Below are 17,118 nucleotides of genomic sequence, written 5' to 3'. Positions count from 1 at the left end.
CATGAATAACGCGTCGCCCCAACCCGCGCCTTCCATTTCGTTGCAGGCGCGCAACGTCAGCAAGTCATTCACCTCGGGCGCCGTCCGCGCCACCGTGTTGCACGACCTCACCCTGGATATGCGCGCCGGCGAGCTGACGCTCATCTCCGGCCCTTCCGGTTGTGGCAAAAGCACCTTGTTGGCCATCCTCAGCGGCCTGCAGGGCGCGGACAGCGGCCACGTCATCGCGCTCGGCGAGGATCTGGGCGTGCTCGACAAGCGCGCGCTCGAACGCTTCCGCCTGCACCACACCGGCTTCGTGTTCCAGGGCTTCAACCTGTTCCCCGCGCTCAACGCGCTGGAGCAGGTGGAACTGCCGTTAAGCTATCTCGGCATCAGCCCCGTAGAGGCCCGCCGCCGCGCCAGGGCTTCACTGGAAGAAGTGGGCCTGGGGCCACGCATGGGCCTGCGCCCATCGGAGCTTTCCGGCGGCGAGAAGCAACGCGTAGCGATTGCGCGTGCGCTGGCCAAGGAACCGGACTTACTCTTCGCCGACGAGCCGACCAGCGCACTCGACGCTGCCAATGGGCAGATCATCATCGACATCCTGCATCGCATCGCGCGCACGCATGGCACCACCGTGCTGTGCGTCAGCCATGATCCGCGACTGGCCGGGCATGCAGATCGCGTGCTGGCGATGGAGGATGGCCGTATCCTTAGCGACCGAGTGCCGCCCCCCCTATCGACGCCGACGCCAGGCATCGAGGAACCTTCCGCATGAGTTTGCGTCCGTTTTTTCCCTTGCTCGCCTTGGCCGTTGCCACGTCGCTGCTTGCCGCCTGCTCGCACGATGACAGTGGCAAGGCCAGCGCCCAGGCAACCGCCCCCGCCTTTCTGGCGGTAGCGCGCGGGCGCGTCGACATCGAGGGCGGCTTGCTGAGGCTGAGCATGCCGCGCGAGGGCGTCGTGGCCGATATCGAGGTGCACGAGGGTGATCACGTGCATCAGGGCCAGGTGCTGGCCATGCTCGATAGCAAGCCGGCACAACTGGCGGTGAGTTCCGCCCAGGCCGAGCAGCAGCAGGCGGTCGCCCAGGGCAAGTTGCTCGAAGTGCGCCTCAAGGCAGCCCAGCAACGCGCCAAACGTCTCGTGGCAGCCGCAGCGGCCGGTGCAGGCGACGGCCAAAGCGCCGATGACGCACGCGAAGCGGCGCAGCAACTGCAGGGCGAGCTGGACAGTGCCCGCGCGAACGCGGCCATGGCCGGACAGAAACTCGAGGCCGCGCGTTACGAACTGGCGCAACGCAGCCTGACCGCACCGGTCGATGCGCAGATTGTGGAACGCCTCATCCAGCCCGGTGCCGCGGTGTCGCCGCAATCCGGCCCAGCCTTTGTGCTGCTGCCGGAAGGTGCGCGCATCGTGCGCGCCGAGCTCAACGAATCCTTTGTCGGCACCGTGCATGAAGGCATGCGCGCCCAGATCGTCGACGACAGCGGCAGCGGTGCCCCTACGTTGACGGCACGTGTACAGCGTGTAGGTACAGTATTCGGACCTAGCGCGCTGGAGGAGGATCCGCTGATCCGGGCAAACACACGCACTGTTCAGTGCGTGCTGGTGTTTGACCAGCCACCCCCGGCTTCGCTGCGTATCGGGCAACGGGTTATCGTGCAGTTTGTTGCTGACGCCAGCCTATCGGGCAAGTCCGGCTCCTGACGCCACCGGGCCCGCGAGCGTGCCGACATGACTTCGTATCGACGCAAGCCTTCGATCGTTGCGGCATTCACGTCGTTGCTGGTCATGCTCACCCTGATGGCGGGCATGCCGACCGATGCCCATGCTGATGACCCGCTGGAAGGGCCCACAATCCTGCTTGGCGGCGGTATCCAGCGCATGCCCGCGTGGCTGGGCGCCGACCATCAGCACAATCAAGCGGTCCCTTTCATTTATGCCGAGCTCCCCTGGCATATCACGCTGTCCACCACCGACGGCCTCACCGTCGACCTGATCCACGAAAGTCAGTGGCACGGCGGCCTGTACGGCAACTATCAGTGGGGCCGCGATCGGGATGAACTCGGCCCCAGGCTCGAAGGCATCGTCGATTCGCTGCCGGCCCGGCTGAACCTGGGCGGGTACCTCGAATATCACTTCACCGTGCAGTTCGATGTGGGGACGAATGTGAGCCATGACACCAATGGTGCCGGCGCCTACTACACCTTGTATGCCGACTACGACCTGCCCGCCATCGGTTACCTGATGCACTCCGCGGAATTGCAGTGGCAGGGCATGAATGGCCCGGCCATGCGACGCTTCTTTGGGCTCACGCCGCAACAGGCGGAACGCCTCGGCGTGAATCCATGGAACCCCGGTTCCGGCAGTCAGCAGGTATCACTGGAATACAGCGCATTCATGCCGACCAGCCTGCATACCGGCTTTGCGCTCCTGATCGAATACACGCGCCTGCTCGACCAGGCAGCGGATAGCCCGCTGGTACGCCACTATGGCAATGCCAATCAGCTCACGACGACGCTGGCCTTCTCGTACCGCTTCTGAAAACGCCGCTATTGGCCTGCCCAAACGACCGCACTGGTGATTTCGTCGCCGACGTTGCAAGCCACCGCCCGACCCGGCTTCAACGATCGTCACGCGTCCAGATCTGCCCATCGACTTCGTGCACCGGGAAGCTCGCGATGGGCTCGTAGGCAGGCGGACAGGTCACCGCACCGGTACGCACATCAAATCGCGCGCCATGACGCGGACATTCCACTTCGAATCCATGTACTTCGCCACCGGCGAGATCACCGCCATCATGGCTGCAGACGTCCTCGATGGCGTAGAGATCGCCGTCGATGTTGTAGACGGCGATGGCGGTATCGCCATCCCACACCACCTTGAACTCGCCAGGCAGCATTTCGCTGCGCGTCCCCACGAAAATCCAGTCGGCGAGATTCACGCGGCCACCTCGTCCAGCGGCTTGCTCATGCAGACGAAGCGCAGATCCTCTCGACGCGGAATGCCGAAACGCTCCTGGCCGTAGGGAAACGGCTTGAATTCACCCGTAAGCCGATAGCCGCGACGTTCGTACCAGGCAATCAACTCGGCGCGCTGCTCGATCACTGTCATGTGCATCGCGGTGCAACGCCATTCATCGCTCGCGACTCGCTCCGCTTTGGCCAACAGAGTCCGGCCAAGCCCCCCTTTTTGCAGCACAGGGCTAACCGCGAACATACCGAAGTAACCGACCTTCCCCTGCTGTTCGATATGGCAGCAGGCGATCAGTGTGCCCTCCTGCTCGGCCAGCAGCAAGACGTTGCCCGTACGTTCGATCAAGCCGGCAACGCTCTCGGCATCGGTACGCCGACCATCGAGCAAATGGGATTCGGTCGTCCATCCCCGCATGCCGGACTCACCGCGATAAGCGGACTCGACCAGGCTGACGATGGACGGGACATCGGCTATGACGGCCGTACGGAATGAAAGCGGCGAGGACAGAGACATCGGCAGATGATAATGCCTGCCTTCGTTCCCGTCATGGCGGCGCACCTCACGGTGCGCCGCCAGATGGCCCGCCTTAGTGCCCTGCGACCGGCGTCGCCACCAGCATGCCGAAGCCTTCCACCGGCTTGCCCTTGGCAGGCTCGAAACCCCCGATCTCGAGCTCACTATCGCTGTCCGTGGTCACGCTGCGGCCCAGCTCACTGAGGGCCACGCTCGCACCGGCCACGGAATGAAGTTCGTTTTCGACGAGTCCCTTGAGCGTTGCGGGTGCCGCCGCATGAACCATGGTCGCCCCCCGTGAGCGTAACGACACCCACAGGAATGCTTCCGGCTTATTTCCGAGCCATGGATGAATCCTTCGGTGAATAAACGCCCGGACGTTTTCGCAACGATGGAATGCCCACCGGCGCGTGCTGTCATCCAACCGAAACTAGACAAGTGCTATGACCAAGGGGACGCAGGGAACTTACCGACCTGTAAGGAAGCCCTGCATGGCCAAACACTTCACAGAAACTGCCTGCCAACGGAACCCGGAACACCCTTCATGAGAATTCTGATTGTAGAAGACGATCGAGAGACCGTTTCGAACATCACTGCCGGATTGCGGGCCAATTCCACACACATCGACAATGCCATGGATGGCTATACGGGCTTGACCATGGCCGGGCGTGCCCAGTACGACCTGCTAATCGTCGATCGCATGCTTCCCAGGCTCGACGGCCTGTCGATGGTGCGCGAACTGCGAAATGCCGGTCTTGAAGTACCCGTGCTCATGGTGTCAGCGCTCGGCGAAGTGGACGCCCGCGTCGAGGGGCTGGAAGCCGGCGCCGATGACTATCTCGCCAAACCCTTCGCCATGATCGAGCTGCGCGCCCGATCCGCCGCGCTGTCGCGTCGCTCCCATGCGAACGACAAGGCCACGCTCTTGCGCATAGCGGACCTGGAATTGAACCGGGTGTCCCACGAGGTGCGTCGCAACGGCAAGCTGATCGACCTTCAGCCACGCGAGTTCCGGCTATTGGAATACTTGATGAACCATAACGGACGCGTAGTAACCCGCAGCATGTTGCTTGAGCACGTCTGGGAGTTTCATTTCGATCCCCAGACCAGTGTGATCGAGACGCATATCAGCCGCCTTCGCGCCAAGATCGACCGGGGCTTTCATCAGGAGCTGCTACACACCGTGCGCGGTGCGGGATATTGCCTTCGTGTTTCGGACTAGCTTGTGGAGAACGGCCGCATTCCGCATGGCCCTGATTCAGGCCTCGCTCTTCGCGTCGGTGCTGGTCGCGCTGCTGGGTAGCACATGGTGGAGCGTCAGCGACTACGCCGAAGCCCAACTTCGTGCAGAAGTTAAGACCGAAATGGCCAGCCTGCTGCAGGCCGCCTCGGACGGCACCTTGCGCGAGCAGATCAATCAACGCGTTGCCGTGATGCCAATAGGCCCGGAATACTACCTTCTGACCGATGCCTCCGGGCAACGACTAGCAGGCAACCTCAGCTACCGGCCCACCCGTGTCGGTTGGCACACGGTGGCCTTGCAGGGCGCACTCGGCGAAGACAACTCGGATGCGGATAGCGTCCACCTTTACGCCGCGCACCTCGCCGACGGGCGCTGGGTCGTCGCGGGTAGCGATAACCGCACCGTGGTAGAGCTGAGCGAGCTCATGAGCAGCCGCTTTCTGGAAATCGGCATACCCGCCATCGTGCTTGTACTGCTGATCGGCGGATTCGGCGGCCTGCTGTATCTACGCCGGATCGACCGCCTGGGCGCCATGGCGGAACGCGCGCTGGAGGAACAGTCGACCATGGTCATTGCTGACCCAGGCAAGGGCGACGAGTTCGACCGGTTGGCCACGCGGCTGAATCAGATGCTCAGCCGCATGCGCGTGCTCATGGATGGCATGCGTCAGGTATCCAACGACATCGCTCACGATCTCCGGACGCCATTGACGCGCATGCGCCAACGCATGGAAGTGTGCCTTGAACGCCACGATGACGAAGTGCACCTGCGGGAGGGCATGCAGCAGTCGATCATCGATATTGACCATTTGTTGGCAGTCTTCCGGGCACTGCTTCGTATTGCCAGCGTCGAATCGCGCCATCGCAGGGCGGGATTCGGGGCCGTGGCCCTGTCCAGCGTCTTTGAATCCATCGCCGAGACCTATCGCCCTGTCGCCGAGGATCTCGGGCAGCATTTCGACGCGATGATTCAGCCGGGCCTGTGCGTGCTCGGCGACCTCGCACTGCTGACGCAGGTGATGGCAAACCTGATCGAGAACGCCCTTCATCACACGCCTACCGGCTCCCGTGTCCAGCTAGACCTGTTTGCGACGCCCGACGGCATCGTCGGACGCGTCAGTGATTCCGGGCCAGGCATTCCCGTTGAGGCGCGCGATCACGTACTGCGACGCTTTGTGCGCCTGGACAGCAGTCGAGCCACGCCAGGCAGCGGGCTTGGGCTGGCACTGGTCGCCGCCGTCGCGGATCTCCATGGCATACGGCTGGTGTTGGGCGATGGCGCTCCCGGACTTGTCGTCGAACTCGCTTTCCCGGCATCGGAACTTGCTCCACCTGCTCACATATATGACCTTCGACACTGTGCCGTTCGGCCTAGCGTTATCTAGCCTGAAGGATCACGCTGAAGGCAGCCCTGATCGACTCAGGGCTGGCCGTCTCGCACAGACCCAAGAGGGAGAGAGCATTGAAGAACCGCATTGTGAAACCGCTAGCGCTCGCCGTTGGCCTGGCCTTCTGCAGCGGCGCATGGGCCGCGCCGTCTGGCGCCTTTAACATCAAGGAGCTCGGCAGCGCCAAGGACGCGTGCAACGACTTCAACGGCTTCGTCAATGCGAAATGGCTCGCTGCCAATCCGATCCCTGCCGACCGCACGCGCTGGGGCTCGTTCGATTCGCTGCGTGAGGACAGCCTCAACGTACAGCACAGCATTGTCGAGCAGGCCGCCAAGGACGCCGCCAAGGCCACGCCGGGCTCGATCGAGCAGAAGATTGGCTACCTGTATGCATCAGGCATGGACGAGGCTGCCATCGAGAAGGCCGGTTTCGAGCCGATCAAGCCAGAGCTGGCGCGCATTGCCGGGTTGAAGAACAGCAGCGATATCGTCGCCTATATCCGCGACAGCTACGCCCAGGGCAATCCGGTGGCATTCCGCTTCTACGGCAGCCCGGACTTCAAGGATTCCAGCAAGCAAATCGCCTACGCGGGCCAGGGCGGCCTGGGACTCCCCACCGCCGATTACTACAGCAAGCCCGACTTCGAGAAGATCCGCACGGCCTACGTCGGCCACATCGCGCGCACCTTGGAGCTGACCGGCGTAAGCGTCGACGAAGCCCAGAAGCAGGCCAAGGCCGTGATGGCGTTCGAGACCCGCCTGGCCGCCGCCTCCCTGGTGCCCACCGAACTGCGCCAGCCGGAAAACCGCTACCACTACGTCAGCATCGCCGACGCCGACAAGGCGACGCCGCACTTCGATTGGGCGGCTTTCTTCAAAGCCCAGAACGCCGATGTCTCCAGCGGCTTTTCGCTGTCGCAACCGAAGTTCTTCGCCGAGTTCGACAAGATGCTGGGCGACGTATCGGTTGCCGACTGGCAGGCGTATCTGCGCTTCCACGCCATCGACGACGCCGCGCCTTACCTTTCCACGCCGTTCCAGCAGGAAGACTTCGCCTTCAACGCGCAGACGCTGAACGGCCAGAAGGAAATGAAGTCGCGCTGGAAGCGTACGCTCGATACCGTCGAAGGCGGCATGGGCATGGCACTGGGCCAGCTCTATGTCGCGCAGACGTTCTCACCGGAATCGAAGCAGCGCGCGCAGGAACTGGTCGCCAATCTTCGTGCCTCCTACAAGTCGCGCATCGAGAAGCTGGAGTGGATGAGCGACGCCACCAAGCAGAAGGCGCTTGAGAAGTGGGCCACGTTCACGCCGAAGATCGGCTACCCCGACAAGTGGCGCGACTGGACCGCCCTTGAGATCCAGCAGGGCAACTACTACGCCAACGTGCAGGCGGCGGAGAAGTTCAATTACGACTATATGGTCGCGAAGATCGGCAAGCCGGTCGACCGCACCGAATGGGGCATGACGCCACAAACGGTGAACGCGTACTACAACGCACAAAAGAACGAGATCGTGTTCCCGGCCGCGATCCTGCAGCCGCCGTTCTTCGATGCGAAGGTGGACGATGGGCTCAACTACGGCGGCATCGGCGCCGTCATCGGCCACGAAATGGGCCATGGCTACGACGACCAGGGCAGCAAGTTCGACGCCCAGGGCAACAACGTGAACTGGTGGAGCGACGTCGATCGCGAGGCATTCACCAGCCGCACCGACAAGCTCGCCGCACAGTTCAACAGCTACGAGGCGCTGCCCGGCAAGTTCGTCAACGGCAAGTTGACCATGGGTGAAAACATCGGCGACCTGGGCGGCCTCAACGCCTCCTACGATGCGCTGCAGATGGCACTGGCCAAGAACCCGGCCGAAGCGAAGAAGAAGATCGACGGCTACACGCAGGAACAGCGCTTCTTCCTCAACTGGGGTCGCGTCTGGCGTGGCAGTATCCGGCCAGAAGCGCAGCTGACCCTGCTCAACACCGACCCACACGCGCCGGCGCAGTTCCGCGCGATCGGCGCACCGTCCAACATGCCCGCGTTCGCCCAGGCGTTCCAGTGCAAGGCCGGTGACAAGATGGTCCGCTCCGACGACAAGCAGGTAAAGATCTGGTAAATCAGGACTGCCCGCCGGTCAGGAAGACCGGCGGGCCATCCGGATCCAGCCCTCCCGGTTGGGCAGCGCCAATCTCCGGGCCGCTCTTGCAACACACGGTCTGCCGCGTTCATTATCATCGGCGCAAGTTGTTATGCTCTGGGTAAGTTGAGCGCCCGCAATTCATGGGTCGCCTGGCGTGCAGCCTTCCCGACACAAGGATGTCCTTGCTTGAGCATACCTCCGTCCTCCCAACGTCGAGTGTTGCTAGTTGCAGGAACTCGACCTGAGTGCCTCAAGCTCGCCAGCGTCTATCTGGCCCTGTCTAACCGGCAAGGCTGCACGCCCATCCTGATGAATAGCGGCCAGCACCACATCATGGTCGAACGGACGCTTCGGCATTTAGGCATCGACTGCGACGTCAGCCTCGGCCAGATCGGCGCACACTCTTTGTTCGCAAACGTAACCCTGCTTCGAAGCCGCATTCGAGAAGCGACCAAGGCGCATGGCGCCGACATCCTTGTTGCGCAAGGCGATACGACGACAGCTTATGCAACCGCGCTCTCTTCGCGGGACCTCGGCTTGCCTCTCGCTCACATAGAGGCAGGATTGCGCACGGAACATCCGTCGCGTCCATTCCCGGAAGAATATTTCAGGAGAAGCATCAGTCGGATCGCCAGTTTGCACTTTGCGCCCACTCGATCTGCCGTATCCAATCTGCAGCGTGAGGGGATTGCCGAATCCCATATTGTCCGGTCTGGAAACACGATTGTTGACCTCCTCAGGAACGAAGCAAGTGCGGCCGAACCACTGCTTCCCGTCCCCGTTCCCTCAGGTGCGCGAGTCATTACTCTTACTCTGCATCGCCGCGAAAACCAGGGCAAGGGCATACAGCAGGCGAGTATCGCCGTAAAGCAACTGATCGCTGACCATCCGGATCTCATAGCGTTCTGCCCCCTACCCGCCAATCCTTCAACACGCACGCAATTAGCGCTCAATCTCGCGGGCAATCCACGCATTCACCTCACTGAGCCGTTGGACTACCGTCCATTCATCGCGTTGCTTCGGCGTTCCTCGCTGGCCATCACGGACTCCGGCGGGATTCAGGAGGAAGCACCTCATCTTGGCACACCCCTTCTCGTCGTGCGGCAGAACACGGAGCGCGTTGAAGAGGTCGCGCTGTGCATGACGAAGCTCGTGCAGGCTACCGCAGACGGCATTTACGACGCGGCGAGGCGCATTCTTTCGCAGCCTCGCCCCCCATCCGTTCCATTCGACGATTTGGCGCCCAACGGAGACGGGCATGCTGGAATGCGTATTGCAGATCGCATCACAAATCCAGTAGAGACTCCCTGAGGCTCACTTCCCCATTCACTGCATTAAGCTGACACCGACTCTATGCTGCCGAGTTTGAGATCGCCAACAATGAACAACGCGGCCGCTGCAAGCTGGAGGCTACGCGAATGGCTGCTGCATGGTCCCGCGCAAGTCCAAGGTGGAGCGCAAGATGGAGGAGTCATCGGCAGCCTGGGCACGGATGGCCAGCCAAATTATGTTTACTCCGAAATTACCGGCTATTACCTGCTTTGGCTATCCGGCCTCGAAAATGCCGCTCCCGCGAAAATACTGGCAGAACGCGCAGCGCGCAGCATCGGATGGGTCAAGCGCGAATTCCATATGTCGGCCATACCGGAGACTCGGATCTTCCTGCAGGGCCAACATGATGATTGGCGCAACGATGGGATATTTTTCTTCGACCTGGCGATGATCCAGCGCGGACTCGTTGCCACGTTCGCCGCCGGAATCGCCAAGCAGGATGACGCCCTCCTGGACAATCTTGCAGCAAAGCTTTCGCTTCACGAACGTCACGGGATCATCGCGCCGGCGCTTCCACGTCACGCATGGAAGGTCCTGCCGCAACGCTGGTCGACTTCGGCCGGTCCTTTCTTGCTCAAGGCAACCGCTGCCGTCGACTTCGCGCCGCCAACGCCTTCCCTTTCCGAGGGGCTAAGACAGGCTTGCGCCGACTACGGGAGACGATGGAACCATCGCTCAGATGACATGGACCTCGGGATGCTGCACCCCACGCTGTACTTTGCAGAGGGTCTGGCGAGATACGGCACAACGAAGCGCGACGAAGCCCGCAAGATACTCGATCGCTGCCTGAAGCTGATGCAACCCGATGGCAGCTTGCCCGAGCAGGAGGCAACGACGCGCGATTCGGGTGGGATGATTTACCGGAATGACATCGTTGCCCAAGCGCTCAGACTCGGCCTTCTTTTGCGCAGCTACGGCCCGGCTGGTGCGCTCATGGACTCCACATTGGAGCGCTTGGCGCTCCTGTTGACAGAACAGGTCGATAGCGTTGGAAGCATCAGCTTTGCACGCAAACCGCAGCCAAGAACTGTGAACACATGGACAGCCATGTTCGCGGAGCAGGCGCTTCGCTGGTACGTCAGCTACACCGATAACCTGGCAGGGATGAGGCCCGATCTACTCGTATGAAATCGGAGATAAGCGGACGGCGTCATTGGTGGTCGCAGCCACGGATGTGGCGTTATGCGCCGTTGTACGCGGCCATTCGACTCGCCGACGTCATGGGCCGCCGATTCGTCGGCCATTGGCCACAGCGCGAACGAACCTCGAACGAAGAGCCCGGCCTAAGCATTATCATAGGTGAGCGCGGCACCCCCGATCGTCTTCATCATACGTTGACGGCACTTGAAGCTGCGTGTGCATCGCTTGACGAACCGGTGCAAATCATCGTCATCGTCAATGGCGCTGACCAGGCCGACTACCTCGCGCTGCAGGGCAGATTCTCCCAGGCAACCTGGCGCTTTACCGTGAAACCACTTGGTTACAACGGCGCGATCAGGACCGGCCTGAAGTTGGCCAGATACGAGTGGAGCTATCTGCTAAATAGCGATATGGAACTGGCACCGGATGCGTTGCGCAACATACTCCCGTATCGCCGCCCCGAAGTGTTCGCCGTCGCTTCACAGATCTTTTTTGTCGACCAGCAGCGGCGCCGTGAAGAGACTGGCTGGACCGACTTCCACCCTCGCGTGGATCTTCCGGAGATTTACGACCGCCTCCCCGAATCAGGCGAGCTCATCAGAGCACACGTCTACGCGGGTGGCGGGTCCTCGCTCTATAGAACGTTGCAACTGCGAGCCTATATAAAGGCTGCGCGTGACTACTCGCCCTTTTACTGGGAAGACGCCGAGTGGGGCACCCGTGCGTGGGCGGATGGTTGGCAAGTGCTGTTCTGTCCCACCTCGCATGCGCATCATCACCATCGAAGCACTATAGGGAAGTACTACGATCTCGCGGAAGTCGAACGCATCATCCACCGAAATGCGGTCTTGTTTGACCTTAGAAATGCCTGGTCTGGCCAACCACCCGGACTGCAGATGCATCGTGTGGCAGCTATGCCCAGGACCAGTCGCCGGGAACTAACCGGGCTGGGGCTTGCCTGGCGGGCGATGCTAGCCCGCATCGCCACACACCGCGCTCGCGAACGCGGCCTTGGCTACCAACGATTGTGCGTGGACGAATGGCACGGAACGGCCAGGGACGTCGGCAACACCCAGCGCCCACGTCTCCTGATCGTATCGCCGTTCGCCGTGTTTCCGCCGGCCCACGGTGGAGCCCGTCGGATTGCGGAACTCATCGAGGGCGTTTCAGACCGGTTCGATGTCATCTTGCTCAGTGACGAACGATCCACGTATACGCACCAGTCCGAAGCCTGGTTCTCCAGACTTTACGCCGTCCATCTTATCGAGGGACGAGGTGACGCGGAGGGTGAAGCGCAGATGAGCTGGATCGAGCGCATGAAGCGCCACGCTTGGCCAGGCCTGAGGGCGCAGCTGCGCAGGCTGATTGCGCTCTACTCCCCCGATATCGTCCAGATCGAATTCATGGAACTGGCCCTCCTGGTCGAAGAGCGTGACGAGCTGTCCCGCTGGGTGCTCACCATGCACGACGTCGTGCAGGGGGGAGCAGCAGCCGATGAGAAACTACGGCAGGTGCTAAAACACTATGACCAAGTGATCACCTGTTCGGAAGAGGACTCCCATCTACTCAAACCCCTCGAAGCCGCGCTGATCCCCAACGGCGCGATCGATCGCCGACGCACCTCGGGGCCATCGTCCGCGGCGGCGCATCTGCTCTTTATGGGACCCTTTCGCTATCAGCCAAACTACCTCGGCATTCTTGCGTTTCTCGACCTATGTTGGCCGGAATTGAGGAGGCGTTTCCCCGAGCTTCGGCTGACCATCCTAAGTGCGAATGGCGCCGCCGACGAGGCAACGGACTCACGTCTGCTGCTCGAAGGCGTTTCAGTTTTTGGCCAATATGAAGATCCATCGCACTGGCTTGAGCAATGCACGCTTACCCTTAATCCCTTGACCGGCATTCACGGGTCGTCGATCAAGCTGGTCGAATCGCTACTGGCCCGCAGGATTTGCGTCACTACACAGGATGGCGCCCGTGGCTTCCTCAGCAGTGATTTGGAGGGAATGGTCATATGCCACGATATCGCCAGCATGATTGAACCAATCGCGGCGCTATTGAGCGATCCGGCAGAGCGCCATCGCAGGGAGACTGCAAGCGCTGCTCGATTGAACCAGTTTACGTGGAAAAGCATCGCTGGGCGGCTGGAAAATCTCTATCGCGAGCTGATGGAACGCTAAATGAGCATGCTTTCCTGGTCCTACGATCGCATCGCCGAGCTCTACGCCACGGACATGGGGCAGAGCATGCCTTTTGACGATGTTGCATGGTATCGCTCCTTTGCTCGCCACCAGGGTGGCAATGTCCTGGAGCTCGGCTGCGGTACTGGTCGAATCCTGTTGGACCTTGCTGCCGCCGGCATTCCCATTCTCGGGATCGACCGCTCCTTGCCCATGCTGTCGACGCTTCACAGCCACGCCAGCGTGGTTGGCCTGGAACCAGCGGTAGTCCAGATGGACATGCGCAACCTAGGTTTGCGGGGCAACTTTCGCACCATCCTCCTTCCCTATTCTCTGATCACCTACTTACCTGACCCGGCTGAAGCCAAGTTATTGCTTACAAGCCTACATGGTCAGCTCGAAGCGAACGGTCGCGTGGTGGTGGATACCTTCATTCCCAAGCCAGTGCAGCACTTCGCAGACTTCATACTCGACTACAAACGTCCACACGGCGACGGCACGCTTGAGCGAAGCAAGAGAATCACACTACTTTCCCAACGTAGGCACCGAATCGAGCGACGCTATGTGCTGCGAGATAGACAGGGTCTCCACACGCAAGCCATCCAAACGGAAGAAGTTATCAAACCCTACGCCATGGATGAGTTGATAGATATCGCTCAACGGGCGGGCTACGCGGTGGCATCCTGCCATTTCGACTATGGCGCACAGAAACAATCCTCCGACTCCCGTTTCGTGACCATGATCTTGAGGCGAACATGAGCATTCTCAGCCACTTCAGCCCGTCGCGTCGCCTGCCTCTCTCAGCGGAAGATCCATCTGTACTTCGCACGAAAATGATGCCGAGCGTCGCGTGGATAGAGCTGACCTCACGCTGTCCATTCGATTGTGTGTTTTGCTCTCGGAAATTGCTCCGCGGCAAGGGGCAGCATATGGATATCGAGATGTTCCGTAGAATCATCCAGGAGCTCGGCGAACCGGAAATTATTCGACTCAATTATTCAGGCGAATCATCCCACCATCCGCATATCGTCGAAGCCTGCGAACTGGCGTCCCGCACCGGCGCCACGGTTGAACTAGTGACGGCGCTCTCATCGGTACCGTGGCATCGCGTCGATGCACTGGCCCACGCAGGTATTTCACGTTTGACTATTTCGCTGCACACGCTTGATGAGCAGCGCTTCAAGGACATCTATCGATTCAGCAGCATTGACGAGATGCGTGCGCGTATCGAGCGCATTGTCGAACTGTCGCAGTCGGCACCACGACGAATGGAAGTCAACTTCGCATTCGTCGCCATGCAGCGGAATCTTGAGGATCTTCACGCCATTGCCGACTATGCATCGACACTGGGCCTCAAACAAATCGATATTCACCCAATCATCCGACGTGATCCGATACCGGAGACATTCGCCGACGAACTTGATGGCGAACGCCTGAGACCCTCCTTTCTGGCAGCGTTGAACGGTGCCATAACCAGGACCAGGAACTCGTTCCCTGATCTGACGTTCAATGTCTCCACGCCGGAGGTGGATGAACGCGGGTCGCTGAATGACGAGGCGCATCCCTATCCGTGGCCGCTGACGAGCGAAGCCAGAATCCACGGCTGCGAACAAGACCCTTGGCATACTGTTCACATCCTGGCCGACGGAGAAGTCGTTACCTGCGAAAGAAGGGACCAGATTGTCATGGGGCGACTGGGTGAACTGAGTCTTGCCGATATCTGGCATAGCCCCTCCTACCTCGTGTTCCGCGCCAACTATCTCCATGCCAAGGATAAAAAGTGTCGCGCCTGCCCTTACAAGATCGCAGCGCGACCAGGGCGGGCGCCCTCAAAGATTCTGGCCCCGAGCCTCGGTCGTGCTGGCCTTATCTACGGCTGGCACCTCGGCAACGATGACGAGGTCTTCTGGAGCCAGGGTTGTTCCCGGATTGAGCTATACGCCCAGGGTAAAGTGCGTCTTGTGCTCCGCGGATTGCTTCCTCGGGGCCAGCAAACACCCAATAAACTCACCTTGCGCGCGAACGGCGATCTGCTACATACCTGGCAAGACGCTGGAGTAGGAATGACCGATATCCACTTTGACCAGCGCTTGGTAGTAGCAGGCTCGGTAATACTTGAACTAGAAACGTCTCAGACCTTCTGCCCCCAAACACTTGGAACCGGTGACGACAACCGAAGGCTAGGCTTCGCCCTGATCGAAGCGAATCTAGGCAGCTGATCCGCCACGCTCGAATGTGGGAAGGACCAAACGACCCCTTTTACCGACAAGCAAATGAAGAGCGCAAAGACGATTTCCCTCCCTATAGCGTGAACCAAAGCGCCACGGCTCAGCCGCGGCGCTTTTCTATTACCTGGGCAGCAAGCGCTGCAGTGTGGATAGACGTCATCAACTTTTTAGGACGTTTATCGACGCTATCGCCACGCCTACTGGCACTATAGTGACGGCACCTGATCGCTCGGTCTTGTGGGAGTGCACATGAAGTCATCCATGCTTGCCGTGCTCGTTCTCGCCCTTGCCGCCTGCACGTCGCAGCGGGCGCCACCACCTCCAGCCACAACGTCTGTACCCGGCATCGCGAGCACAGCGCCAAGGCCACGCATCGGCATACCCAATCCAGCCTCGGTCAATTGCACTGAACAAGGCGGCCGAGTTGACCTGCGCCGCGACCCGGCAGGCATTATTTATGGCGTGTGTCTCTTACCCGATGGCCGCGAGTGCGAAGAATGGGCTCTGTTTCGCAACCGTCAGTGTGTCGCTCCGCCTCGGCCGACGACCGCTGGGAGCGCCCTTAAACCCTGATTGGCTCTTTGCTCGAGATGCAGCATCAGCTGATGGCACAGCAAGCCTCTCAATAAGTCGTCATCCGAGCGACGGCTCGAATCCAGTACCTTTACGAGGTACTGAAGGCACTGGATTCGAGCCTTCGCTGGAATGACGAGCAAAGAAGCCGGTCAGCGCAAAGCCTTACATCAACAGTTTGCGCACCTTGAGCAAGGCGGTCACGAAGGCGTCGATCTCTTCGCGCGTGTTGTAGAACGCCAGTGACGCGCGCAGCGTGGCTGGCACCTTGTAGAACTGCATCAGCGGATGCGCGCAGTGATGACCGGAGCGCACGGCCACGCCTTGCAGGTCGAGCAGGGTTGCCAGATCGGTTGCCTGCGCGCCTTCGATCAGGAACGAGATGACCGGCTCTTTTTCCTTCGCCTCGCCAAACAGGCGCAGGCCGGGAATCTCGCGCAGCCGCTCGGTCGCGTAGGCAAGCAACTGCTGCTCCCACGCATGGATGGCCTCGAAGCCGATCGATTCGTAATAGTCGATGGCGGCGCCCAAGCCCACGAAGCCCGCGATGTTCGGCGTGCCGGCTTCGAACTTGTGCGGCGGCTCGGCAAAGGTGGTGCCATCGAAACGAACCTCGCGGATCATCTCCCCGCCGCCGAAGAACGGTGGCATCGCATCGAGATGTTCCTTGCGCGCCCACAAGGCGCCGGTACCGGTGGGCGAAAGCATCTTGTGACCCGTCAGCGCGTAGAAATCGCAGCCCAGGGCCTGCACATCCACGGGCCGATGCGGCACGGCCTGCGACCCATCCACCAGCAGCGGGATGCCGCGCTTGCGGCACTCCCTGGCGATTTCGCGTATCGGGTTCACCGTACCGAGCACGTTGGACACATGCGTGACGCAAGCCAGCTTTACTTCCGGCGTGAGCATCTCGAGGTATTTCTCGACGATCAGCTCGCCGCGTTCGTCGATGGGTGCCGCCTTCACCGTCGCGCCGCTGCGCTGGGCGACCAGCTGCCAGGGCACGATATTGGAGTGGTGCTCCATCACCGTCGTGAGGATTGCGTCGCCCGCCTTCAGCCGGGGTAGCGCGTAGCTGTAGGCCACCAGGTTGATCGACTGCGTGGTGCCCGAGGTCAGCACCAGCTCGTTGCGCGAAGTGGCATTGATGAAACGCGCCAGCTTGTCGCGCGCGCCCTCATAGGCCGCCGTCGCTTCTTCCCCCAGCAAATGCACGGCACGCGACACATTAGCGTTGTGTTCGCGGTAATGATTGTTCACCGCTTCGATCACGCTCACCGGCTTTTGGCTGGTATTGGCGTTATCGAAATAGATCAGCGGCTTGTCGTGCACGGTGCGCGACAGCAAGGGGAAATCCGCGCGAATGCGCTGCACATCGAAAACCGTAGGAAGATGTTTGGACTGTGCGTTCATCGTGGTCGTTTCGCCT

Annotated in this window: 16 protein-coding genes; 12 read left to right on the top strand and 4 right to left on the bottom strand. The window is 60.8% G+C overall.

Features of this window, described 5'->3' with window-relative positions; all coding sequences use genetic code 11:
* The first annotated feature begins 1 nt into the window (after position 1).
* The 3 genes from ACT01B_RS05235 to ACT01B_RS05225 are packed head-to-tail and all read left to right on the top strand — an operon-like array spanning position 2 to position 2,529.
* Positions 2-760: an ABC transporter ATP-binding protein gene (locus tag ACT01B_RS05235; protein WP_445146322.1), complete on the top strand. Its 759-nt coding sequence runs from the start codon at positions 2-4 to the stop codon at positions 758-760.
* The gene (locus ACT01B_RS05230) at positions 757-1,692 is read left to right on the top strand and encodes an efflux RND transporter periplasmic adaptor subunit (protein WP_445146321.1); all 936 of its coding nucleotides are present in this window, start codon (positions 757-759) and stop codon (positions 1,690-1,692) included. The genes ACT01B_RS05235 and ACT01B_RS05230 overlap by 4 nt, the downstream gene beginning before the upstream one ends.
* 27 nt (positions 1,693-1,719) lie before the next feature.
* Positions 1,720-2,529 carry a MipA/OmpV family protein gene (locus ACT01B_RS05225; protein WP_445146320.1) on the top strand — a complete coding sequence of 270 codons (810 nt, stop codon included), beginning with the start codon at positions 1,720-1,722 and terminating at the stop codon, positions 2,527-2,529.
* Positions 2,530-2,608: 79 nt separating this feature from the next.
* Here the strand turns inward: ACT01B_RS05225 and ACT01B_RS05220 are convergent, their stop codons facing one another.
* From ACT01B_RS05220 to ACT01B_RS05210, 3 genes are all read right to left on the bottom strand, one after another.
* A complete protein-coding gene (locus ACT01B_RS05220; RefSeq protein WP_445147427.1) occupies positions 2,609-2,887 on the bottom strand; it encodes a non-heme iron oxygenase ferredoxin subunit in 279 nt (92 codons plus the stop codon).
* A gap of 38 nt (positions 2,888-2,925) precedes the next feature.
* On the bottom strand, positions 2,926-3,474 hold the full coding sequence (locus tag ACT01B_RS05215; protein WP_445146319.1) for a GNAT family N-acetyltransferase: 549 nt from the start codon (positions 3,472-3,474) through the stop codon (positions 2,926-2,928).
* Between the two features lie 73 nt (positions 3,475-3,547).
* On the bottom strand, positions 3,548-3,760 hold the full coding sequence (locus tag ACT01B_RS05210) for a hypothetical protein (RefSeq protein WP_445146318.1): 213 nt from the start codon (positions 3,758-3,760) through the stop codon (positions 3,548-3,550).
* Between the two features lie 258 nt (positions 3,761-4,018).
* On the opposite strand from ACT01B_RS05210, the gene ACT01B_RS05205 reads away from it, so the two are divergent.
* The 9 genes from ACT01B_RS05205 to ACT01B_RS05165 all read left to right on the top strand — a co-directional run bounded on the left by ACT01B_RS05205 (position 4,019) and on the right by ACT01B_RS05165 (position 15,689).
* Complete coding sequence (locus tag ACT01B_RS05205; protein ID WP_445146317.1) at positions 4,019-4,696, top strand: winged helix-turn-helix domain-containing protein; 678 nt, start codon at positions 4,019-4,021, stop codon at positions 4,694-4,696.
* A 25-nt stretch (positions 4,697-4,721) separates the two neighbouring features.
* Positions 4,722-6,101, top strand: a complete 1,380-nt coding sequence (locus ACT01B_RS05200) for a sensor histidine kinase (RefSeq protein WP_445146316.1) — start codon at positions 4,722-4,724, stop codon at positions 6,099-6,101.
* A 77-nt stretch (positions 6,102-6,178) separates the two neighbouring features.
* Positions 6,179-8,215 (top strand): M13 family metallopeptidase, encoded by a 2,037-nt coding sequence (locus tag ACT01B_RS05195; RefSeq protein ID WP_445146315.1) that lies wholly within the window; start codon positions 6,179-6,181, stop codon positions 8,213-8,215.
* 210 nt (positions 8,216-8,425) lie between these two features.
* A complete protein-coding gene (gene wecB / locus ACT01B_RS05190; protein ID WP_445146314.1) occupies positions 8,426-9,550 on the top strand; it encodes a non-hydrolyzing UDP-N-acetylglucosamine 2-epimerase in 1,125 nt (374 codons plus the stop codon).
* Positions 9,551-9,619: 69 nt separating this feature from the next.
* The gene (locus ACT01B_RS05185) at positions 9,620-10,699 is read left to right on the top strand and encodes a hypothetical protein (protein ID WP_445146313.1); all 1,080 of its coding nucleotides are present in this window, start codon (positions 9,620-9,622) and stop codon (positions 10,697-10,699) included.
* Positions 10,700-10,743: 44 nt separating this feature from the next.
* The gene (locus tag ACT01B_RS05180; protein ID WP_445146312.1) at positions 10,744-12,888 is read left to right on the top strand and encodes a glycosyltransferase; all 2,145 of its coding nucleotides are present in this window, start codon (positions 10,744-10,746) and stop codon (positions 12,886-12,888) included.
* Positions 12,889-13,647: a class I SAM-dependent methyltransferase gene (locus ACT01B_RS05175; protein ID WP_445146311.1), complete on the top strand. Its 759-nt coding sequence runs from the start codon at positions 12,889-12,891 to the stop codon at positions 13,645-13,647.
* A complete protein-coding gene (locus tag ACT01B_RS05170; RefSeq protein WP_445146310.1) occupies positions 13,644-15,107 on the top strand; it encodes a radical SAM protein in 1,464 nt (487 codons plus the stop codon). Before ACT01B_RS05175 ends, ACT01B_RS05170 begins: the two co-directional genes overlap by 4 nt.
* Before the next feature lie 258 nt (positions 15,108-15,365).
* On the top strand, positions 15,366-15,689 hold the full coding sequence (locus ACT01B_RS05165; RefSeq protein WP_445146309.1) for a putative hemolysin: 324 nt from the start codon (positions 15,366-15,368) through the stop codon (positions 15,687-15,689).
* Between the two features lie 165 nt (positions 15,690-15,854).
* On the opposite strand, the gene ACT01B_RS05160 is transcribed toward ACT01B_RS05165, so the two are convergent.
* A complete protein-coding gene (locus tag ACT01B_RS05160; RefSeq protein WP_445146308.1) occupies positions 15,855-17,102 on the bottom strand; it encodes a cysteine desulfurase in 1,248 nt (415 codons plus the stop codon).
* Between the last annotated feature and the right edge of the window lie 16 nt (positions 17,103-17,118).

This window comes from Dyella sp. Tek66A03, from assembly GCF_052567735.1.
Note: the sequence above shows the minus strand (reverse complement) of the source record. Positions and strands in the feature narration are given on the sequence as shown.